The organism is Streptomyces sp. NPDC093225, assembly GCF_044753805.1.
In the GTDB taxonomy this organism is placed as follows: domain Bacteria; phylum Actinomycetota; class Actinomycetes; order Streptomycetales; family Streptomycetaceae; genus Streptomyces.
The window spans coordinates 166,809-187,140 of the sequence record NZ_JBIVNX010000005.1; the positions used below are offsets into that span (position 1 = coordinate 166,809).

General features: G+C 76.4%; 21 protein-coding genes. 13 read left to right on the top strand and 8 right to left on the bottom strand.

Features of this window, described 5'->3' with window-relative positions; genetic code table 11:
* The first annotated feature begins 280 nt into the window (after positions 1 to 280).
* Both ACIQCH_RS07675 and ACIQCH_RS07680 read left to right on the top strand, forming a co-directional pair.
* Positions 281 to 1,693 (top strand): MFS transporter, encoded by a 1,413-nt coding sequence (locus tag ACIQCH_RS07675; protein WP_402579010.1) that lies wholly within the window; start codon positions 281 to 283, stop codon positions 1,691 to 1,693.
* 14 nt (positions 1,694 to 1,707) lie between these two features.
* Complete coding sequence (locus tag ACIQCH_RS07680; RefSeq protein ID WP_402579163.1) at positions 1,708 to 2,946, top strand: anhydro-N-acetylmuramic acid kinase; 1,239 nt, start codon at positions 1,708 to 1,710, stop codon at positions 2,944 to 2,946.
* A gap of 18 nt (positions 2,947 to 2,964) precedes the next feature.
* On the opposite strand, the gene ACIQCH_RS07685 is transcribed toward ACIQCH_RS07680, so the two are convergent.
* Positions 2,965 to 3,495 (bottom strand): hypothetical protein, encoded by a 531-nt coding sequence (locus ACIQCH_RS07685; RefSeq protein ID WP_402579012.1) that lies wholly within the window; start codon positions 3,493 to 3,495, stop codon positions 2,965 to 2,967.
* A 236-nt stretch (positions 3,496 to 3,731) separates the two neighbouring features.
* Between ACIQCH_RS07685 and ACIQCH_RS07690 the strand changes: the two genes are divergently transcribed.
* Positions 3,732 to 5,036: an alpha/beta hydrolase gene (locus tag ACIQCH_RS07690; protein WP_402579014.1), complete on the top strand. Its 1,305-nt coding sequence runs from the start codon at positions 3,732 to 3,734 to the stop codon at positions 5,034 to 5,036.
* Positions 5,037 to 5,061: 25 nt separating this feature from the next.
* On the opposite strand, the gene ACIQCH_RS07695 is transcribed toward ACIQCH_RS07690, so the two are convergent.
* Together ACIQCH_RS07695 and ACIQCH_RS07700 are read right to left on the bottom strand one after the other, a co-directional pair.
* Complete coding sequence (locus tag ACIQCH_RS07695; protein ID WP_402579016.1) at positions 5,062 to 6,048, bottom strand: calcium-binding protein; 987 nt, start codon at positions 6,046 to 6,048, stop codon at positions 5,062 to 5,064.
* Positions 6,049 to 6,252: 204 nt separating this feature from the next.
* Positions 6,253 to 6,681 carry a hypothetical protein gene (locus ACIQCH_RS07700; protein WP_402579018.1) on the bottom strand — a complete coding sequence of 143 codons (429 nt, stop codon included), beginning with the start codon at positions 6,679 to 6,681 and terminating at the stop codon, positions 6,253 to 6,255.
* A 188-nt stretch (positions 6,682 to 6,869) separates the two neighbouring features.
* On the opposite strand from ACIQCH_RS07700, the gene ACIQCH_RS07705 reads away from it, so the two are divergent.
* Positions 6,870 to 7,469, top strand: a complete 600-nt coding sequence (locus ACIQCH_RS07705) for a hemerythrin domain-containing protein (protein ID WP_402579020.1) — start codon at positions 6,870 to 6,872, stop codon at positions 7,467 to 7,469.
* A gap of 3 nt (positions 7,470 to 7,472) precedes the next feature.
* Positions 7,473 to 8,525 (top strand): NAD-dependent epimerase/dehydratase family protein, encoded by a 1,053-nt coding sequence (locus ACIQCH_RS07710; protein ID WP_402579022.1) that lies wholly within the window; start codon positions 7,473 to 7,475, stop codon positions 8,523 to 8,525.
* An 82-nt stretch (positions 8,526 to 8,607) separates the two neighbouring features.
* Here the strand turns inward: ACIQCH_RS07710 and ACIQCH_RS07715 are convergent, their stop codons facing one another.
* Together ACIQCH_RS07715 and ACIQCH_RS07720 are read right to left on the bottom strand one after the other, a co-directional pair.
* On the bottom strand, positions 8,608 to 8,964 hold the full coding sequence (locus tag ACIQCH_RS07715) for a hypothetical protein (protein WP_402579024.1): 357 nt from the start codon (positions 8,962 to 8,964) through the stop codon (positions 8,608 to 8,610).
* A 144-nt stretch (positions 8,965 to 9,108) separates the two neighbouring features.
* Positions 9,109 to 9,834: an HAD family hydrolase gene (locus ACIQCH_RS07720; RefSeq protein WP_402579025.1), complete on the bottom strand. Its 726-nt coding sequence runs from the start codon at positions 9,832 to 9,834 to the stop codon at positions 9,109 to 9,111.
* Between the two features lie 131 nt (positions 9,835 to 9,965).
* Here ACIQCH_RS07720 and ACIQCH_RS07725 point away from each other — a divergent pair, with 131 nt between their 5' ends.
* Positions 9,966 to 10,736 carry an SDR family NAD(P)-dependent oxidoreductase gene (locus ACIQCH_RS07725; RefSeq protein ID WP_402579027.1) on the top strand — a complete coding sequence of 257 codons (771 nt, stop codon included), beginning with the start codon at positions 9,966 to 9,968 and terminating at the stop codon, positions 10,734 to 10,736.
* Positions 10,737 to 10,776: 40 nt separating this feature from the next.
* Here ACIQCH_RS07725 and ACIQCH_RS07730 read toward each other — a convergent pair whose 3' ends face one another.
* From ACIQCH_RS07730 to ACIQCH_RS07740, 3 genes are read right to left on the bottom strand one after another with little or no spacing between them, the layout of a single operon-like run.
* Complete coding sequence (locus tag ACIQCH_RS07730) at positions 10,777 to 11,607, bottom strand: dienelactone hydrolase family protein (RefSeq protein ID WP_402579029.1); 831 nt, start codon at positions 11,605 to 11,607, stop codon at positions 10,777 to 10,779.
* 2 nt (positions 11,608 to 11,609) lie between these two features.
* Positions 11,610 to 13,265 (bottom strand): FAD-dependent oxidoreductase, encoded by a 1,656-nt coding sequence (locus ACIQCH_RS07735; RefSeq protein WP_402579031.1) that lies wholly within the window; start codon positions 13,263 to 13,265, stop codon positions 11,610 to 11,612.
* A gap of 15 nt (positions 13,266 to 13,280) precedes the next feature.
* Positions 13,281 to 14,243, bottom strand: coding sequence for a diiron oxygenase (locus ACIQCH_RS07740; RefSeq protein WP_402579033.1), 963 nt, complete (start codon positions 14,241 to 14,243; stop codon positions 13,281 to 13,283).
* A 184-nt stretch (positions 14,244 to 14,427) separates the two neighbouring features.
* Between ACIQCH_RS07740 and ACIQCH_RS07745 the strand changes: the two genes are divergently transcribed.
* The 7 genes from ACIQCH_RS07745 (at position 14,428) to ACIQCH_RS07775 (ending at position 20,292) form a co-directional block, all read left to right on the top strand.
* Positions 14,428 to 14,661: a hypothetical protein gene (locus tag ACIQCH_RS07745; protein ID WP_402579035.1), complete on the top strand. Its 234-nt coding sequence runs from the start codon at positions 14,428 to 14,430 to the stop codon at positions 14,659 to 14,661.
* Between the two features lie 304 nt (positions 14,662 to 14,965).
* Positions 14,966 to 15,331 (top strand): amphi-Trp domain-containing protein, encoded by a 366-nt coding sequence (locus ACIQCH_RS07750; protein WP_402579036.1) that lies wholly within the window; start codon positions 14,966 to 14,968, stop codon positions 15,329 to 15,331.
* Between the two features lie 93 nt (positions 15,332 to 15,424).
* A complete protein-coding gene (locus ACIQCH_RS07755) occupies positions 15,425 to 15,637 on the top strand; it encodes a hypothetical protein (RefSeq protein ID WP_402579038.1) in 213 nt (70 codons plus the stop codon).
* 150 nt (positions 15,638 to 15,787) lie between these two features.
* Positions 15,788 to 17,371, top strand: coding sequence for a N,N-dimethylformamidase beta subunit family domain-containing protein (locus tag ACIQCH_RS07760; protein ID WP_402579040.1), 1,584 nt, complete (start codon positions 15,788 to 15,790; stop codon positions 17,369 to 17,371).
* A 73-nt stretch (positions 17,372 to 17,444) separates the two neighbouring features.
* Positions 17,445 to 18,800 (top strand): LCP family protein, encoded by a 1,356-nt coding sequence (locus tag ACIQCH_RS07765; RefSeq protein WP_402579042.1) that lies wholly within the window; start codon positions 17,445 to 17,447, stop codon positions 18,798 to 18,800.
* Between the two features lie 145 nt (positions 18,801 to 18,945).
* Positions 18,946 to 19,344, top strand: coding sequence for a BlaI/MecI/CopY family transcriptional regulator (locus tag ACIQCH_RS07770; RefSeq protein ID WP_402579044.1), 399 nt, complete (start codon positions 18,946 to 18,948; stop codon positions 19,342 to 19,344).
* A gap of 6 nt (positions 19,345 to 19,350) precedes the next feature.
* Positions 19,351 to 20,292, top strand: a complete 942-nt coding sequence (locus ACIQCH_RS07775; RefSeq protein ID WP_402579046.1) for a M48 family metalloprotease — start codon at positions 19,351 to 19,353, stop codon at positions 20,290 to 20,292.
* Positions 20,293 to 20,332 lie beyond the last annotated feature (40 nt).

Consider the following 20,332-nt stretch of genomic DNA (forward strand, 5'->3'; position numbering starts at 1 on the left):
CCCCTCGTTGGGTGCTCGCCGGCCTGCCGGACGGGGCCGCGCGGGCCGGTCGGTCGGGCACCTGGTCCGACTGCGGAGGCCTCACTCTGCCACCCCGTCGGAAGGGTCGTCCCGGAGGCGTCCTCGCCGGCCGGCCGGCCGGCCCGACCGTCACCGACTCCGCCGGGCCGCTGTGCTGCGGCGGTGCGGTCGTACGCGCGTCCGGTACGGCGTCGGCCGGTCGGTGGAATGCCGGGCGGCACGCGGTTGGGCGGCCCGGCCCGGCGGGAAGCGTGCCCGCGTGACGACCTCCGCGCTCCCGCCGCCCGCGGCGCGCCCCGCCCCGCCGCAACGCGCCGGGCCGACGGCGCGGCAGGCGGTCCTCGCCGGTGCCGTCGGCAACTTCGTCGAGTGGTACGAGTTCGGCGTCTACGGCTACTTCGCCACCGTCATCGCCGCCACGTTCTTCTCGCCGACCGGCACGGTCGACACCGGCTCGCTCGTCGCCACCTACGCGGCGTTCGCCCTGGCCTTCTTCTTCCGGCCGGTCGGGGCCCTGCTCTTCGGCCGGCTCGGCGACCGCGCGGGCCGCCGCCCCGCCCTGCTCGCCTCCCTCACCCTGATGACCCTGGCCACCGCGGCCATCGGAGTGCTGCCCGGCCAGGCCGCGGCCGGCCCGGTCGCTCCCGTCCTGCTCACCGCGCTGCGCGCGCTCCAGGGCCTGTGCGCGGGCGGCGAGTTCGGTGGGGCGGTCTCGGTCCTCACGGAGTTCGCTCCGCCCGGTCGGCGCGGCCGGTACGGGTCCTGGCAGTCGTGCACCGTCGCGCTCGGGCTGCTGGCCGGCGCGGGCACCGCCGCCGCCCTGGCGACCGTACTGCCGGAGGGCGAACTGTACGGGTGGGGCTGGCGGATCGCCTTCCTGCTGACGCTCCCGCTGGGTGCCGCCGCGCTGGCGCTGCGGGCCCGGCTGCCGGAGAGCCCGGAGTTCCTCGCCGCCGCTGCCGTGTCCGCAGGGTCCGGCGGGGCGACCGCACCGGGGGCTCCGGCCGTGCCCGAGACCGCGGCCCCGCCCGGCGTCCCGGCCGGGACGCCGGGCGGCACGTCCCCGTCGCCCCGCCCCGCTGCGGCCGTCGGGGCGGTGCTGCTGGGCAGCGGTCGCATCGTCGGCTGGTCCGGCGCCGGGTACGCCTTCCTCGTCGTCCTCCCCTCCCACCTCCAGACCGCGCTCGGCACCTCCTACCGCGACGCCCTGCTCGCGACCCTGCTCGCCAACGTCGGGTTCGCCGCGGCCATCGTGCCCGCCGGCGTGCTGAGCGACCGGGTCGGCCGCCGCGCCGTCATGCTCACCGGTACCGTGCTGGTCATCGCGCTGGCCCTGCCGCTGTTCGCCCTCATCACGGACCCCGCCGTGGCCACCGCGGGCAAGGCCGCGGCCGTCCTGCTCGCCGGGGCGCTGGTGGGCCTGCTGGCCGGGCCGGGGCCGGCGATGCTCGCCGAGATGTTCCCGGCCCGGGTGCGCTGCACGGGTCTGGGCACGGCGTACGCACTGGCCAACGCGGTGTTCGCGGGCTGCGCCGGCCTCACCGTCACCCGGCTCGCCCAGAGCACCGGACGCACGGACGTACCGGCCCTCTACGCGGCCGCCGCCTGCGCGTTGAGCCTGCCGGCCCTGTGGACCCTGCGCCCCGACGACCACCTGCGGCCCCTGCGGTGACCGCGGCGCACGGCCTGCGGGTGATCGGCCTGATGTCCGGGACGTCGTACGACGCCGTCGACGCAGCGGCCGCCGACCTTGCCGTGGACGGCGGCACGCTGCGGCTCACCCCGCTGGGCGCGCTCAGCCGGCCGTACCCCGCCGACCTCGAGGCCGCCCTCGTCCGGGCCCTGCCCCCCGGGGCCGTCACCATGGCGGACGTCTGCCGGCTCGACACCGGCATCGGCCGGGCCTTCGCCGACGTCGCCGTGCTCGCCGACCGCGAACTGTGCGGCGGAGCGGCGGAGCTGATCGCCTCGCACGGCCAGACCGTCTACCACTGGGCGGACCCGGACGGCCGGGTGCACGGCACCCTCCAGCTGGGCCAGCCGGCCTGGATCGCCGAGGCCAGCGGCCTCCCGGTGGCGGCCGACTTCCGGCCGCGGGACGTCGCGGCCGGCGGCCAGGGCGCCCCGCTGGTGGGCCTGGTGGACCGGATGTGGCTGCGCGGCCGCCCCGGCCGGCCGGTGGCGCTCAACATCGGCGGGATCGCCAACATCACCGCGGTCCGCCCGGCAGGCGGCACCGCGGGCGGCCATGGCGCGGACGGCGACGGCAGCCCCCGCGCGGGCGGGTCCGGCGACGGCACCGTGGCCTTCGACACCGGTCCCGGCAACGCCCTGATCGACGCCGCCGTGCGCGAACTCACCGACGGACGCCGCGACCACGACGAGGACGGCCGGCTCGCCGCGGCCGGCGCGGTCCACGAGCCGCTGCTGCGGCACCTGCTGGCCGAGCCCTACTACCGGCTGCCGGCTCCCCGGACGACCGGCAAGGAGCTGTTCAACGGCGGTTATCTGCGCGCGGCCCTGCACGCCGCGGGACTCGACGGGCCCGACCGGGACGTCGTCGCGACCCTCACCCTCCTGACCGCCCGCACGATCGCCGACGCGGTACGTCCGCTCGGCGCGACGGAGGTGGTGGCCTCGGGCGGCGGCGTCCGCAACCCGGTCCTGATGGACCGGCTCCGCCGCGAGCTGCCGGGCGTACCGGTGCGGGAGTCGGACGGCCTGGGCCTGCCCGCGCAGGCCAAGGAGGCGTACGCCTTCGCCGTGCTCGGCTTCCTCACCGCCCTGGGACTGCCGGGCAACGCGCCCGCCTGCACGGGCGCCGCCGGTCCCCGCGTGCTCGGCTCCCTCACCCCCGGCCGGCGCCCCCTGCGCCTGCCCCCGACCCCCGCGGCCGCCCCGCACACCCTCGTCGTCACCCGGTGACCACGCGCCGCCGTGCGTTCAGTGCCCGGCGGCCTTGACCAGCGCGACCAGGGTGCCGATCGCCGCGTCGACGGCCCCGCCCACCAGGGCAGCGACCGTGCCGCCGCCCATCCTCAGCGCTCCGGAGCAGCCCCAGGCGAACAGCCCGGCCACGTTGACGCCGGCCGAGGTGAGCAGAGCGGTGTCGAGATCCATCAGGCCCAGTCCCGCGGCGCCGATGAGGATCAGGGGGCCCACGGCCGACAGCAACAGCGGACTGGAGACGAACAGCAGGCGGCGCAGCTCGCGGACGCCGCCCGTGCTGCCGTGCACGACGCGGTGCGCCTGCGCGTCCGCCACCAGTGTCGCCAGCCACAGGCCGACCGAGGTCGCGCCCACCGAAGCCGCGGCGGCGGGCGCGGTGGTGTGCTCGGCCCCGGCCAGGCCGATGGCCACCGCGATCATCGTGATCGCCGCGTACAGGCGCTCCTTGAGGCGCGCCGACTCCAGCTGGGGGTCGTGCTCCGGGGCCGGCTCGGCAGCCGCGCCGGGGGTGGGCTCGTGGGCCATGCGGCCACCGTAGGACGGCGGGCGCCGCGGGGCCCGTACCCGGCGGGCGCGGCCCCGCGTGTCCCTCCGGACGCGGCGTCCGGCGACCGCCCGATCGGGCGGGGCACGAGGGGCACGCGGGGCGGGAGGGGCGGGTGCCGGGGCCAACCCCTCCACGGGGACGGGGGTTTACCCCACCTCGGGTGGGCGGTCGGCCGGATGTCGGGGGCGGGGCGGCCCTCCGTAGCGTCGGGGTCATGACGAACGACATCGACACCGACGACTCCAGCACGTACGCACGGGATGTGACGGGACGACAGGGCGGCCTGCGCGCCCCGGGGTTGGTGCGGCGAGCGGCCGCCGCCGTGGCGCTCGCGGCCGTGCTCGCGGGTGCGGTCGCCCCCGCGGCGTCCGCCGCGTCGCCCGACCGTCACCCGGCCGTCGCCCACGCCGGGCGCGGCACGCTGCTCGCAGTGACCCCGGTCGGCTCGTTCGACCGGCAGCAGGTCGTGGCGTACGAGACCGAGGCCGGGATCGAGGGCGCCCCGCTGCGGTACGGCGTCCGTGCCTACCGGCTCACGTACGCCACCGTCACCCCGCACGGGCGCCCCACCACGGCGACCGGGCTGCTGGTGCTGCCCGTCGGCGGGCCGCGCCGCCTCGACCTGGTGTCCGACACCCACGGCACCGTCACCCACCGCGACAGCGCCCCCTCCGGGGGCATCGGCGACAACCGGCTCACCGCTTACCTGCACGCCTCCGCCGGGCGGGCCGTCGCCGCGCCGGACTACCTCGGGCTCGGCGGCGGCCCCGGCCGGCACCCCTACATGGACACCCGCTCGTCCGTCACCGCCTCGCACGACATGCTCCGCGCCGCCCGCGCGGCCGCCGCCCGCCTCGGCCGCCCCGTCAGCCGCGACGTGTACGTCACCGGCTTCTCGCAGGGCGGCCAGGTCGCGATGGCCCTCGGCCGCGAACTCGCCCGCCCCGGTTCCGGGTTCAGGCTCCGTGCCCTCGCCCCGATCGCCGGCCCGTACGACATCGCGGGCGAGCAGGTGCCCGCGCTCTTCGACGGCCGCGTCGACCCGCACAGCGGCGTCTTCTACCTCTCCTACTTCCTCACCGCGCAGAACCGGCTCCACCCGCTGTACAAGAGCCCGTCCGACGTGTTCAAGGCCCCCTACGCGTCCTTCGTGGAGGACCTGTTCGACGGCCGCCACCAGGAGGAAGCGGTCCTGGCCGCCCTGCCCGCGGACGCCGGCCGGCTCCTCACCCCGGCCTGGGCCGCGAAACTCCGCCACCCGCACGGTGTCCTGAAGGCCGTGCTCACCTCCAACAGCCGGGCCTGCGACTGGAAGCCGACCGTCCCGGTCCGCCTGTACGCCGCCACCGGCGACCGCGACGTGCCCATCGGGAACTCCCGCTCCTGCGCCCGCGACCTGGCCGCACACGGGGCCCGCGGGGTGCGGGTGGTCGACCAGGGGGCCGACGCCACCCACTTCGTCAGTGCGTTCCGGTCGGCGCCCCGGACGGCCCGCTGGTTCGACTCCCTCGCCGACTGAGCGGTCCCCCCACGGGAGTCCGGCCCTATGGCACGTTCGTGGCCGTCTCGCAGCCGACGGCCAGGTCGGTGCCCTCCTTGCCGTCGCACGTGTCGGCCGTGCCCTCGCCGGCGTCGAGCACGTCGTTGCCGCCCGCATCGGCCGCCGCTGGTGCGGGCGCCGGCGGCGCGGCGGGGGCGGTGCTCCCGGTGGGGGCCGGCCCGGCGCCCGCTCCCTTGCCGGAACCGGTGCCCGCACCAGCACCCGTGCCCGCACCGGGCTCGTCGCGGCCGTGGGCGGCGTGGCCCGAGTTGCTGTCCCCGATGAGCGCGTCGTCGCCCCCGCCGCCCACGATGACGTCGTTCCCGCTGCCCGTGGCCCGGGACTCGGCGGAGGAGTCCCCGGTGATCTGGTCGTCCCCGGCGCCCCCGTCGAGGAAGTCGTTCCCGCCGCCCGAGGCGTCGATGCCGCCGCGGCTGTCGCCCACCATGTGGTCGTCGCCGGCGTCGCCGTAGACGGCGTCGTTGCCGCCGCCGGAGGCGCTCGCACCGAAGGCGATGCTGTCGCCGCCGACCCGGTCGTTGCCCTCGCCGCCCCGCACGACGTCGTTGCCGCCGCCCTCGACCGGCGTCCGGGTGGAGATCAGGTCGCCGCGCACGAGGTCGTCTCCCGACCCGCCGTCCACCCGGTCGTCGCCCAGTCCGCCGGCGAGGCTGTCGTTGCCGGCGTCGCCGTGCACGACGTCGTCGCCCGTCCCGGCGTCCACCTGGTCGTCCCCGTCACCGCCGCGGACCGTGTCGTCGCCGGCTCCCGAGCAGACCAGGTCGTTGCCGGCGCCCGCGTCGATCGTGTCCTCGCCGGCCCCGGCGAGGATGACGTCGTCCCCCGCGGTGCCGGTGATCGTGCCGGTGCCGGTGAGCGTGACCGGCTTGCCCAGGCAGGTGGCCGCCGGCGCGCCGGTCGCCGAACAGGGGAAGGCGAGGGCGAGCAGCACGACGGCCGTCGCCACCGTGAGCGTCTTGCGGCGGGACATGGGCGGCCTCCGGTCGATACGGCCGCACGCGCGGCCGGCCCCGGGCCTGGGGCGAGGGACGCTGGAGACCCGGGGCCCGGCACGGGAACCCGGCCCGGGGTCGCTGTGGACCCTAGGCCGGGTCGCCCCCCGGTTCAATCAAATCCTGATGGTTGGAGCAGATTCATCCCCTATTGGCCCTGTGGGGGAGTGCGGAGCCCGGGGTCAGTGCCTTCGGGCGGGCGGCGGCTGATGCACGATGCGGAAGCCGTGGTACTCGCTGGCCAGCACCTGCCCCGACCCGTCCGTGAACACCCCCGTGACGTCGTACGTCACATCGCCCGTGCGGCTCTTGGGTAGGCGCTCCGGCCGCAGGTGGATCTCGTACGGGCCGCCCGCCCGGAACCCGCCCAGCGGCGTCTGCGTACTGGCCGCGACCCGGCCCTCGCAGCTCCGCGTGTCGGTGAACGTCAGGCCGTCGACGTCCGTACCCAGTCGGAACGTGAGCGCGACGGTGATCACCACCCCCTCGGGCAGTTCGACGGGCGTCCGTACCGGTCCGGGGCCCAGGGCGATCCGGATCCTGTCGAGGCCCTCCGGGATGACGGAGATGTCGAGCAGCTCGAAGTCGGTGGCGACGCCTGTGACGTTCATATCCGGCCAGTTCCCGGTCGGAATGTCCGGAAACCACCGCCTTCGGTCTGCAGCGGGATCCACCGTCGATCCGTAGGGGCGGGCGCGCATGTCCGGCGCCGTACCGGGCAGCCGCGCACCCGTACGGCCGCCCGGTGCGGGCCCCTGCCCCCGGGACGGCGCAGGCACGAACACGAGGAGCACGGATCATGGGCCACGGCGGAGACGTCATCGCAGAGCTGACCGCCGACCACGGCGAGGTCAAGGACTTCTTCCAGCGGATCGACCGCACCACCGCCGCCGACGAGCGGCGCACCCTCGCCGACAAGATGACGATCGAGCTGGTGCGCCACTCGATCGCCGAGGAGATGTACCTCTACCCGGCGGTGCGCGAGCACCTCGACGGCGGTGACTCGATCGCCGACAAGGAGATCGAGGACCATGCCGAGGCGGAGGGACTCCTCAAGGAACTCGAGGACCTCGACCCTTCCGGCGCCGCCTTCACCACCACGATGCGGCGGATCGAGACCGAGGTGCTGGACCACATCGCCGACGAGGAGGAGAACCTCTTCCCCGCGCTGCGCCGGGCCTGCCCGGCCGGGATGCTCCACGACCTCGGCGACAAGGTCCGGACGGCCAAGAAGACGGCCCCCACCCGCCCGCACCCCGGCATCCCCTCCACCCCGCCCGCGAACAAGCTGGTCGGCCGCGGCATCGGACTCGTCGACCGGGTCCGCGACCTGCTGTCCGGCCGCGGCAAGGGCGACGACGACGAGTCCGAAGGCGCGGACCGGAGCAGGGCGGCCTGAGCCATGAAGGCCGTCGTCGTCGGAGCCACCGGAAACGCCGGGACGAGCGTCGTCCGGCACCTGGCCGGAGAACCGCAGGTCACCGAGGTCCTGGGGCTGGCCCGCCGGATCCCCGACTGGCACCCCCCGGGCGTCCGGTGGGCCGAGGCCGACGTCGACCCGGGCGGCACCTCCCTGGAGCCGCTCTTCGACGGGGCCGACGCCGTGGTCCACCTCGCCTGGAGGTTCCAGCCCGCCCGCGACCCGGTGGAGACCTGGCGCACCAACGTCCTGGGGACCGTCCGCGTGTGCGAGGCGGCCGCGGCGGCCGGCGTACGGGCGCTGGTGTACGCGTCCTCGGTCGGGGCGTACGCGCCCGGTCCGCCGGACGGCCGCCCCGTGGACGAGTCCTGGCCGACCCACGGCTGGCCGGGGGCGGCGTACACGCGCGAGAAGGCGTACGTGGAGCGCTACCTCGACGGGTACCAGCTGGCGCATCCGGAGCTGCGGGTGGTCAGGATGCGGCCCGGCTTCCTCTTCAAGGAGACCGCCGCCTCCGAACAGTGGCGGATCTTCGCCGGCGGGCTGCTGCCGCAGCGGCTGATCCGCCCCGACCTGCTTCCGTTGGTGCCCGACCTGCCGGGCCTGCGCTTCCAGGCGCTGCACACCGACGACGCGGCGGCCGCGTACGCCGCCGCCGTGCTGCGGCCGGTGCGGGGACCGTTCAACCTGGCGGCCGACCCGGTCGTGGACGCCCGGGTGCTGGCCGACCTGCTGGAGGCGCGGACGGTGCCGCTGCCGGCGGCCGCGGCGCGGGCGGCGCTGGCCGCGGCCTGGCGGCTGCGCCTGGTGCCGGCCGACCCCGGCCTGTTCGACGCGGTCCTGCGGCTGCCGCTGCTCGACACCGCGCGGGCGCGCGAGGAACTCGGCTGGCGGCCCCGGCACACGGCGACGGAGGCGCTGGCCGCGTTCCTGAGCGGGCTGCGGGCCGGCGCGGGCCTGCCGACCCCGCCGCTCCACGCGGCCGCACCCACGCTGCACCGACGGCCGTACGCCCGCCCGCACGCGACCGGGTGACCGGCCGGCGCACGGCGGGGACCGCGGCCCCGTCCGGGAGGGACGGGGCCGCGGTCGCCGTGTGCCTCACGGTCGCTGCGCCTCACGCGTTGCCGCTCACCGAGGTGTCCTCGGGCGGCCCGCACGGGGCGGTGATGCACACCCACTCCGGCTCCTTGTGGTGCTTCTTCGAGCCGTCGCCCTTGTGCGGACGGTGCTTCTTGAGGGGACCGTCGCCCTTGCCGGGGTCGATCTGGATGGTGCCGGGGGCGCCGGGCTCCACCCTGTGCTCCAGCGTGGAGCTGCTGCCGGCGCCGTCGACGGCACCGTCCGCCACGACCACGTGCGCCGTCGAGGGGGTGGCGGCGAAGGCCGTCGCGGGGACCAGGACGCCGCCCGCGGCTATCGCGGTCGAGGCGGCGAAGAGAACGAGACGGTGGGGGCGAAAGGGACGGGTCACGGTGCTTCTCCTCTGACGGAAGGGGCGGGCCGGGCGGGTGGTGCACCTCCAGTACGCCCTGCCGCGCGCACTCCGTCATGCCCCTGGATGTCGTGTCTTGACGCCGGGGAGTGACCTTGGTAGCCGTCCCCTCAGCTGGTCGCCTCAGCTGGTCGCCGCCGGGTCCGCCGCCGGTTCCCGCCCGGCGAGCGGGCTGGCGTCGAGTCCGCGCAGCAGCGCCCCGGGCCCCTCGTACACCGTGACCGGCCCGGCCGCGGCGAGCTCGGCCCGCGAGACCCCGCCGGTCAGCAGCCCGACGCAGGTGACGTCCGCCCGGGCGGCCGCCCGGACGTCCCAGACGGTGTCGCCGACGAACACCGCCCCGGCCGGCTCCGTGCCGGCCAGCTCCAGTGCGCGCACGACGAGGTCGGGCGCCGGTTTCGTGGCGTCCACGTCCGCCGCGGAGGTGGCGGCGGCCACCACGTCGTCGGCGTCCAGCGCCGCGCGGATCGCGGCCACCTCGTCCGCCGAGGCGGAGCTGGCCAGGACGACGCGCAGCCCCCGGGCGGCGAGCGCCCGCAGCAGGTCGGCCGCACCGTCCAGGACGGGCAGCGCGTCGAACCACGTGGCGTACAGGGCGTGGTGGGCGTCGCGCAGCGCGTCGTCCCGGCGGTGGTCGTGCTCGGGGCCCAGCAGATGGTCCAGGATCCGGTCGCCGCCCATGCCCACGGCCCGGTGGATCCGGGCCATCGGGACGTCGTGGCCGTGCTGGTGCAGCGCCTGCCACCACGTCACCGTGTGCACGTAGTTGGTGTCGACGAGCGTGCCGTCCAGGTCGAACAGCGCGGCCCGCGGCCGGTGGCGCCCGGCGGAACCCGTGGCCATGGACATGGTTCGCTCCTGTCCCCTCGGCGGTCCGTACCCCGCGCGGCTGCCCGCCGGCGGGCCGTCCATGCGTCGCCGGCCCCGAGCCGCGGCGTTGCGGTGGCACGGAACGCGTCCGCACCGGCACGATGGGTGACATGCCACCTCACTCGCCCCGCCTCGACGGCCGGGTCTGCCTGGTGACCGGCGCCGCCTCGGGGATCGGCAAGGCCACCGCGACGCGTTTCCACCAGGAAGGCGCCCACGTCGTCGCCTGCGACATCGACGCCGACGGGCTGGACCGGCTCGCCGCCGACCTGCCCGGCCCGCCGGTCACCCGCGTCGTGGGGGACGTGTCCCGGCCCGAGGACGTGCGCCGCATGGTCGAGGCGGCGGTCGCCGCGCACGGCCGACTCGACGTGGCCGTCGCCAACGCCGGCGTCATCCCGCTCATGGACATCCGCGAGGCCGGCGCCGAGGACTTCGACCGCGTGATGGCGGTCGACGGCCGCGGAATGTTCCTGACGTGCAAGTACGCGATCGAGGCCATGCTGGCGCAGGGCGACGGCGGCGCGATCGTGTGCGTGTCGTCCATCTCCGGTGAGGCGGGCCAGAAGGGCCAGGCCGTCTACGGCCCGGCCAAGTTCGTCGCCAGCGGCCTGACCAAACACCTGGCCGTGGAGTGGGCCGGGCACGGCATCCGCGTCAACGCCGTCGCCCCGGGCACGATCCGCACCGAACGGGTCGCACGGCTCCCGGAGGAGCCCGGAGGGCCCGAGTACCTCGACGCCATCGTCCGCCTGCACCCGCTGGGGCGCCTCGGGCTGCCGGAGGAGGTCGCCGCCGCGATCCTCTTCCTCGCCTCGCCCGAGGCGTCCTTCGTCACCGGCGCGGTCCTCCCGGTCGACGGCGGGTACCTGGCCCAGTGACGCGCGGGCGTCACCCGGGCCCCGCCCCGGCGGAACCGGGTCAGGCCGTCGGCGCCCCGAGCAGCCGGGTGCGGAACAGGTCGAGCACCTGGTCCAGCGCCTCGCGGGTGGGCTGACCCGGCGCGTCGATCAGGTGCTCCGTCAGCACGGAGTGCGGCGCGAGCACGGCGTCCGGGTTCGCGGTGGCGTCGTCGAGTTCGACGGCGACGAACGCGTCCCCGAGCTCGCGGCGCAGGAACGCGAACCGCTCCCCGGGCACCAACCGGTCCCCCTCGAACCGCAGTCCCAGGACCTGGAGCCCCTCGCGCTCGCAGCGCCCGCGGACCACCGCCAGCTCCGCCGGGCCGATGTCGATGGTGCCGGCCCGGCCGGGCAGGCCGGCCAGCGGCAGCGACGGCTGGGACAGCACCGGTGCCAACAGCCGCTCGTCCGTGGCCATCGCCAGGGCGAACCCCCCGGTCAGGCACATGCCCACGGCCCCGACGCCCGGGCCGCCGCACCGCTCGTGCTCGTGCGCGGCCAGCGCCCGCAGCCACGTCACCACGCGCGAACTGCGGCCCGTCGCCATGAGCGTGAACTCGCGGCTCACGCACACCTGCGTGACGGTCCTGGCCAGGTAGCGGGCGGCCGCGACCCGGCCGTGCGCGTCGGGGTGCGGATCGCGGCCCGGCGTGCCGAACAGCACCGGCAGCACCGCCGTGCACCCCACGTCCGCCACGCGGGCGGCGAACTCGAGCACCTTGGGGGTGATGCCCGGTATCTCCGCCATCACGATCACCGCGGGACCGGTACCGCGGCGCAGCACGCGGCGCCGCACGCCGTCGTGCGTGAAGGTCGTCTTCTCGAAGCCCGTCAAGTCGTGGTCAGCCATGCTCACATCCTCCACGGTGCCCGGCGCGCCGCCGCCACGAGTTCGCCGACTGTGGCGAACTTCGCGCGGGGCCGCCCCACTCGGCGGCCGCGGACCCGCTCGGCCCGGTCGATCGCCGCGAGTCCGCGGGCGTCGACCAACCGCCGCACCCGCCGCCGGGCCAGCCGCCGGAACCCCTCCGCCGGCCGTGCGGGGGCGGGCAGCGCACCGGCCACCGCGTCGGCCAGGAGGGTGGCGACGGTCTCCGCGGCGCAGGTCCGGTTGGCTCCGATGCCGCCCGTGGGGCCGCGTTTGATCCAGCCCACGACGTACGTCCCGGACCGGCCGACGACCCGGCCGCCCACGTGCGGGACGGTCCCGGAAGCCTCGTCGAAGGGCAGACCGGCGACGGGTGCGCCACGGTGTCCGACGGCCCGGACCAGCAGTCCTGCCGTGATGTCCCGGGTGCCCCGCTCAGGGCCCGTGACCCGTACGGTCTCCACCCGGCCCGCGCCCAGCACCTCGACCGGGGCGCTGTGGAACCTCAGGACGATCCGCCGCCCCGGAGCGGGTGGGCGCGCCCAGTCGACCGCGGCGCGCGGCAGGCCGTGCAGGAGCGCCGCCTTGTCGCCGGGTCCCGCGGCGTCGACCGCGGCGCCGGTGCGCGGGTCGTGGCCGTCCACGACCAGCTCCACGCCCGGCAGGTGGCGCAGGGCGAGGAGCTCCGACCGGGTGTACGCCGCCTCCGCGGGCCCGCGCCGTCCGAGGACGACCACCTCCCGCACCCGGGAGGCCCGCAGTGCGGCCAGGGCGTGGTCGGCCATGTCCGTGGCGGCCAGTGCGGCCGGGTCGGTGAGCAGCAGCCGGGCGATGTCCAGGGCCACGTTGCCGTTGCCCACCACGACGACGCGCTCGGTGTCCGCGGGGTCGACGGCGTCGGCCGGCACCTCGGGGTGGGCGTTGTACCAGGCGGTGACGACCCGGGAGGAGAGGCAGCCCGGCAGTTCCTCGCCCGGGATGCCGAGCCGCCGGTCGTCCCCGGCCCCGACGGCGTACACGACGGCGTCGTGGTGCGCCGCGAGCTCCTCGGCCGAGACGTCCCGGCCGACCTCCAGCCCCAGGAACAGCCGTACGCGCGGGTGCGCGTGGAAGCGCGCGAAGGCGTCGGCGACCTTCTTGGTCCCCTGGTGGTCGGGGGCGACCCCGTACCGCACCAGGCCGCCGGCGACCGGCAGCCGGTCCACCAGCGTCACCCGGGCGCCGGTGTGCAGCAGCAGGTCCTCGACCGCGTACATGCCGGCGGGGCCGGTGCCCACGACCGCCACCCGCAGCGGCGCGAAGTCCGCGGGGAGGACCCGCCGGAACGCGGGCGCGTCCCAGGCGTGGAAGTTCGGCCCGGTCGCCCGCGGCGCCGGCGCGCGGGTCGGCTCCTCGAAGTAGGCCGCGTTGACGGCGGCGTACTCCCGCAGCGGGCCCGTCAGGGCGTCCACCGGGAAGATCGCGTCCGCCGGGCAGGCATCGGCGCAGGCGCCGCAGGAGATGCACGACCGCGGGTCGATGTGCAGCATCTCCGTGCTGCCGAACTCCCGCTCCTGCGGGGTCGGACGGATGCAGTTGACCGGGCAGACGGCCACGCAGGACGCGTCGTTGCAGCAGGTCTGGGTGATCGCGAAGGTCATGGACGGTCCCGCTCGTCAGATCAGGTGGGCGCGCTGGTAGAAGGCCAACGCGGGCCGGGTCAACAGGCCGGCGGAGGCGAGGAACTCCATCAGCCCGGCGCAACTGGCCCGCAGCATGGCCTTGTGGTGCTCGTTGGCGCGCGCCTCGGCCACGGCGCGCCGCTCGTCGAGGCCGGCGGCGGCGTACACCCGCCGGTTCACCATGCTGGTGACGATGACGTACGAGGCGGACGCCACCACGAACGCGTTGATCTGCCGCCGCACCCGGCCCGCGCCCGCGAGCCGGCGGCGAGTCTCGTCGCGCGCGAACTTCATGTGCCGGGACTCCTCGACCACGTGGATGTTGTTGATCGTCCGGATGAACGGCGCCACGCGCTCGTCGCGCATCCAGTCGCGCTGCATGACGTCGAGGACCTCCTCGGCGACCAGGATCGCGGCGTAGGCCGCCTCGCCGAAGGCCAGCGTCTTGAAGGCGCGGCCGAGTTCGAGCGCGAGGCGGCCCGGACGGTAGGCCGGCGCGCCCAGCTTCCGCGCGCCCCGGGCGAACATGATCGAGTGCCGGCACTCGTCGGCGATCTCGGTCAGCGCCCACTGGAAGCGTGCCTGCGTGGGGTCCTTCGCGTAGAGGTCGCGCAGCACCAGCTGCTGGAGGATCATCTCGAACCAGATCCCCGTGCTGGCCACCGACGCGGCCTCCTGCCGCGTCAGCTCCTTGCGCTGGTCCTCGGTCAGTTCGTGCCAGTAGCCGGTGCCGTAGAGGGTGCTCCACTCCGGGCTCGCGCCGTGGAAGTCCTTGTCGAGGGGGGTCTCCCAGTCCACCTCGGTGGCCGGGTCGTACGACAGGAGCGCCGCGGAGTCCAGCAGCCGGCGGGCCGCGTCGTCCGGGGCGGCCGACGACCCGGGGGCCGACCGCGGGGTCGGGTCGGCGGGGGGCGGGACTGTCGCGTGCGGGGCGGTGCCCGCGCTGGTGCGTGTCATGGTGCGGCTCCTTGGGCGTCGAACGGCGGTCCGAACCGGCCACTCGCTTGTTAGACAGGCCGTATAACAAGCTTGTTGGACGGACCGTATAACAAGCGCCCCCGCGCGGCCTACCCCCGAGTAGGAATTCGGACTCCGAATCCGCGCCGGGGCGTTGTCGGTGGTGGCTGGCAGGGTGGCCCCCATGGACGAGCGGATGGACGGGCGGATCACGCGGGACCCCGCGTGCGGGCCCGGACGGGAATGGGTGGAGCTGGTGGGCGGGCCGCTGGACGGCCTCGTCCTCGACGTGGCGGGCTGGCCCGCGGCCGAACGGGCCGCGGGCACGCTGCTGATGACGGAGGTCGACGACCCGGGCGGCCGCGCCGCGTACGAGGCCCGACCGGGTGACGCGCACCGGTTCGACTGGCGCGGCTGACGGCCGCGGGCGCACGGGGTGCGGGGGCGCGGGCGCGGCCACCGTGCCCGGCGGGTCCATCCGATGGCCCAGCCCGCCCCGGTGCGCGTCACGGGGTGCGTCACGGCGCCGCCCCGCCAGGCCGTCGCCCCCGCCCACCTGCGCGAAGGTCGGCACGAGGACGCGCCGGGCCGGACGGTGGTGGGCGGCCGGGACGGCGACGGGCGGGCCGCACGGGAGCGTGCGGATGTCCCCTCCGGTGTCCGGCCGCACAATGAGCGCTGTCCGCTGTTCGTGCCCGTCCGCGCCGAATCGGAGTCAGCCCATGAAGGACCTCAAGTTCGAGCAGAAGCGCTCGCTGTCGCGCGTCGAGGCCGCCGACCAGCTCGCCGCGCTCGCCGACGCGCTGCGCGAGGGCGGGGACGCCGAGCTGGAACTCGGCGACGTGACGCTGAGCCTGCGGATCCCCGACGACCTGCGCAGCGAGGTGGAGGTCGAGGTCGGCAACGGCGAGATCGAGCTGGAGATCGAGCTGAAGTGGCCGACCACCCGCCCCCGGACCGCGCCCCGCCCGGCGGCGGCCGCCGCCGACGAGGCCCCCAAGCCGCGCAAGCGCACGCCCGCCAAGCCCCGGCGGACCGGCACCGCACGGACCACCGCCGCGAAGCGCCCCGCCGTGAAGTCGACCTGAGCCGCGCGGGGAACCTTTGCCCGTGACCGGTCGTCCTTCCGTACGGGGGCTGGCTCCTCAGCTCGTATGCGACGTCCACGGAAGAGGGCCGACATGCAGGCGAACGACCCGGGCACACTCGAGACCACCCTGGCCGACGGCCGTCGGATGACGCTGTCCCTCCCGCGGACGGACGCGCCCTGGGCCGCCGACGGCATCGGCGCGCTGCGCGTCGTCCCGCCCACGCACACCGGCCGCGCCGCGGAGCCCGCACCGCTGCCCGAACGCCCCGTCCTGCCCCTCGAAGTGGCCCTCCTCGCCCTCTGACGCCCTCCGGCCGGCCCCGCCACACGCGCCCTGCGGCCGGTCCCCGCGGCGCGCCCGGGGTCGGCGGGCTGCCCGGCGTGCCGCACCGCCGTCCGCTACACAGAAGGGGGCGGGGCCGGGCGGCGCGGGGGCACAGTCGAGGTGGGTGTCATGGCGCACGCAGAAGGACCGGACCGGGACGGCAACGGCTCCACGGGCGCGGGACGCCGGCGCGTCCTCGGGCTGGCCGCCGCCTCCCTGGCAGCCGCCCACCCCCTGGTCGCGGCGGCGCAGACCGCGGAGGGCGCCGCGCTGCCGCCTCACCGGGGCCTGGACGTGCGGGCCGAGAACGCCCGCCCCGGACACCCCGACTGGCGCGTCGCCCGGACCGGTGCGCAGTACGACGTCGAGGGGTTCGCCGACCGTACGAGCGTCCTGCCGGGGGAGCCCTTCACCCTCCGCGTCTCGACCACCGCACCCGCCTACACCGTCTCCGCCTACCGGATGGGCTGGTACGGCGGGGCGCGGGCCCGGCTCGTGTGGCGCTCCGAGCCGCTGCCCGGAACCCGGCAGGCGCCGGCCCGTACCGACCCCGCGACCCGGATGGTCCGCACCGACTGGGAGCCGTCCGCGCTGATCGACACCACCGGCTGGCCCGAGGGCTGTTACCTCCTGCGGCTGGACACCCGCGACGGGCGCGCCCAGCGCTACGTGCCGATCACCCTGCGGTCCCGGAGCACCGCGGGCCGCACCGTGCTCGTCAACGCGGTCGCGACCTGGCAGGCGTACAACCGCTGGGGCGGCGCCGAGCTGTACCAGGGGAGCACCGGCCGGAACGACTCGCGCTCGCTCGCCGTCTCCTTCGACCGGCCTTACGTCAACCGCAAGGGCGGCGGCCAGTTCATGTTCTTCGAGGCGCCGCTGCTCGCCCTGGCCGAACGCCTCGGCCTGCCCCTCGCGTACGCCACCGGGGTGGACGTGGCCCGTGAACCACGGCTCCTGCGGGCGGCGGCGGCCGTGCTCTCCCCCGGCCACGACGAGTACTGGAGCCCCGAACAGCGGCTGCACGTCACGCGCGCCCGCGACCGCGGAACGAACCTCGCCGTCTTCGGCGCCAACTGCTGCTACCGGCGCGTCCGCTTCGAGCCCTCGCCGCTCGGCCCCGACCGGATCGTGGTCTGCTACAAGGAGGACTACGCCCGGGACCCCGGCTACCGCCGTGGACTGCCACCCACCCACGACTTCCGGGACGGGCCGGCCGCCGACCCCGAGAGCGCGCTCCTCGGGGTGATCTACGACGGCTACCCGGTGGACGCGCCGTACGTCGTCTCCACGCCGGAGCACTGGCTGTTCGCGGGCACCGGCGTGCGCGCCGGGGAGTCCTTCCCGCACCTGGTGGGCATCGAGTACGACCGGGTCGACACTGCCCGTCCCACCCCGCGGCCGATCGAGATCCTGGCCCACTCCCCGGTGGTGTGCAAGGGCCGCCGCAGCCACGCCGACTCGGCGTACCTCACCCTGCCGGGCGGCGCCGCCGTGTTCGCCACCGGCACCATGCGCTGGGTCGAGGCCCTGGACGCCCAGGGGCCCGGCAGCGGGGCGAACCACGGCATGGACGGCCGTACGGGGCGGTTCACCCGCACCGTCACCGAGAACGTGCTGCGGGCCTTCGCGCGCGGCCCGGTGGGCCGGCTCCGGCCCGCCGCCGACAACGTGACGGCCCACTACCCGAACGGCCCGCACCCCGGCGCGTAAGCCGCCGCCCGCGCATCCCCCCGGTTACTGTCCGGAAATCGTCTGATACGTTCCTTTCCTCCGGGGGTGTGCGTTGCGGAAGACCACCGTTGCCCTGACCTTCCTCGCCACGCTCGCCGCGGGCACCGGCCTGACGGCCATGGCCGCCCCGGCCGACGCCGGCGCACCGGAGCGGGGCAGGGGCACGAACATCCTCGTCGTCGGCATCGACAGCCGGGCCGGCCTGTCCGCCGCGGAGAAGCGCCGCCTCAACGTCGGCGGCAAGGGCTGCAACTGCACGGACGTCATGCTGCTCGTCCACCTCTCCCAGGACGAGCGCCGGGCCAGCGTCGTCTCGATCCCCCGCGACTCGTACGTCGCCTACGCGCAGGACACCGAGCCGGCCCGGCTCGGCAAGATCAACGGGGCGTACGCCCTCGGCGGCCGGCCGCTGACGGTCAAGACCGTCGAGAAGGCCACCGGACTGCGCATCGACCACTACCTGGAGACCGGCTTCACGGGCTTCGAGGCGACGGTCGACAACCTCGGCGGGGCGGTCGTGTGCAGCACCGAGCCGCTCAAGGACGAGAACTCCGGCCTCGACCTCACCGCCGGCGTCCACCGCGTGGACGGGCGCGGCGCCCTGCGATACGTACGGGCCCGGCACATCACCAACCGCCCCGGAGACCTCGGCCGGATGCGCCGCCAACAGCGCACCGTGTCCGACCTGCTGACGAAGCTGACCGGCGAGGGCGCCCTGGCCGACCCGCTGAGCACCGCCCGTACCGTCCGGACGCTGCTGAAGACCGTGCGCACCGACGACCGGACCGACCTGCAGGACCTGGTCCGCATCGGATGGGCGGTCGGGCGGCTGTCCACCCGGCAGACCGAGTTCGCCACCGTCCCGCTCAAGGAGTTCGACCACCGCGTGCCCGGTGTCGGATCCACCCTCCTGTGGCACGACGCCCGCTCGCAGGCGCTGTGGGCCGCGCTGGCGGCGGACCGGCCGATCACCGGCGATCCGCGCATCCAGCCGGTCGGCGAGGCCGCCACTCCGGCCAACCCGCTCTGGATCGCCGTGCGCGTCGACCACGCGAAGACCGCCGCCGCCCTGCGCAAGAGCAAGTTCGCCGTCACCGACACCTCCAAGAACGCACCGGCCGCCCGCCCGGCGGGCCCGCCCGTCATCCGGTACGCGCCCGGCCGCGACGACGAGGCGGCCACCCTCGCCGCGGCCCTGCCCGGCGCCCGCCTGGAGGCCGTACCGGGCCACGACGCCGGCTTCGACGTGGCGGTCGGCACCGGGCCCGCCGCGGTGCGGACCGTGACGTACGACCGCAACGTCGCCGACGGCGCGCCCGCGACCGGCGACCGGGTGGGCTGCGCCGGCACGATGGGCCGCCCGGGTACGCCGCCCGGACCGGCCCCCGCGAAGCCGCACGACGGCTGACGGGCGGTCGGGCCGAGGACGCGGGCCCCGGGAGGGGACGGGGCGGCCCCGGGCAACGGGGAGGGGGCGTGCGCGCGTCGGTACGATGAACCGCCGTCCGCCCGACGGCCCCCGACCGACCGATGCCCTGCCCCGGAGGCCCCCGATGACCGTCCGCCGTACCCCGGCCGGCCCGTCGAAGCGGCGCGGCCAGGGCGAGCTGGAAGCCCAGGTGCTCGGGGCGCTCGGGCGGGCGCCGGGGCCGGTGACCGCCGCGTGGGTGCAGGAGCGCCTGCCCGACGGGCTCGCGTACACCACGGTGGTGACGATCCTGACCCGCCTGCACGCGAAGGGCGCGGTGACCCGGGAGCGCGCCGGCCGGTCCTTCGAGTGGGTACCGGTGGCCGACGAGGCCGGCCTGGCGGCGCTGCGCATGCGTCGGGTGCTCGACGCGGAGGCCGACCGGCAGGCCGTGCTCGCCAGCTTCGTCACGGCACTGCCGCCGGGCGACGAGGAGCTGCTGCGCGCCCTGCTGGCCCGCACCGGCGAGGACGGGCGGGGCTGACCCGGCGTGGGGATCTTCGTCTTCCTGCCCCTGGTGCTGCCGCTGACCGCCTGGCCGGTCGCCCGGCTCGCCGAGCAGCACCTGCACCCGCGCACCGCGACCCGGCTGCTGACCGCGATCGCGGTCGTGCTGGCCGTGTGCAGCACGCTGTGCCTGGCCCTGCTCATGGTGGTCGGGACCGCCCAGCTGCCCGGCAACCCGCTGCCCGACGGGTGGTCCGACCCCGAGGTGCGCGCGGCCGTGCCGTACGACGAGGTGGCCGGCCCGGTCGCCGTTCCCGCGCTGCTCGCCGTGCTGGCCGCCTGCACCGCCACCGCCCGTCGGCACCGTCGGGTGCGGCGCGCGGCCGTACGGGCACTGGCCGGGCTCCCGCCGCGCGGCGTGGTGGTGCTGCCCGAGGCGGCGCCGTACGCGTACGCGCTGCCGGGCGGTGGCCGCGGGCGGGACCGGATCGTGGTGAGCGCCGGCATGCTCGGGGCGCTGACCGGACCCGAGCGGCGGGCGCTGTTCGCCCACGAGCGCGCCCACCTGACTGCCCGTCACCACCGCCACCAGCTGGCGGTGCGGCTGGCCTCGCGCGCCAACCCGATGCTGCGGCCGCTGGGTTCGGCGGTGGCGTTCACCACCGAGCGGTGGGCGGACGAGGCGGCCGCGGCCGCGGTCGGCAGCCGCAGCGCGGTGGCCCGGGCGGTGGCCCGGGCCGGGCTGCTCGGCGCCGGGCCGGTACCGGCGGGCGCCCTCGCGCACTTCGCCGCCCCGGGGCCGGTGCCCCGCCGGGTGGCCGCCCTGCTGGCGCCGGCCCCGCCGCGGCCGGCCTGGCCCCCGCTGTTCACGACGGTCGGGCTGGCCGTCTGGGGCGCGGCGGCCGGCGCGGTGGTCTCCGCCCTCTCCTCGGCGAACTCGGCCGTCACGCTGATCGCGCTGCTCGATGCGGCCACGCCGCTCTGAGCCCGGACCGACGTGCGCCGGGGGATCTCGCGGGCGCACC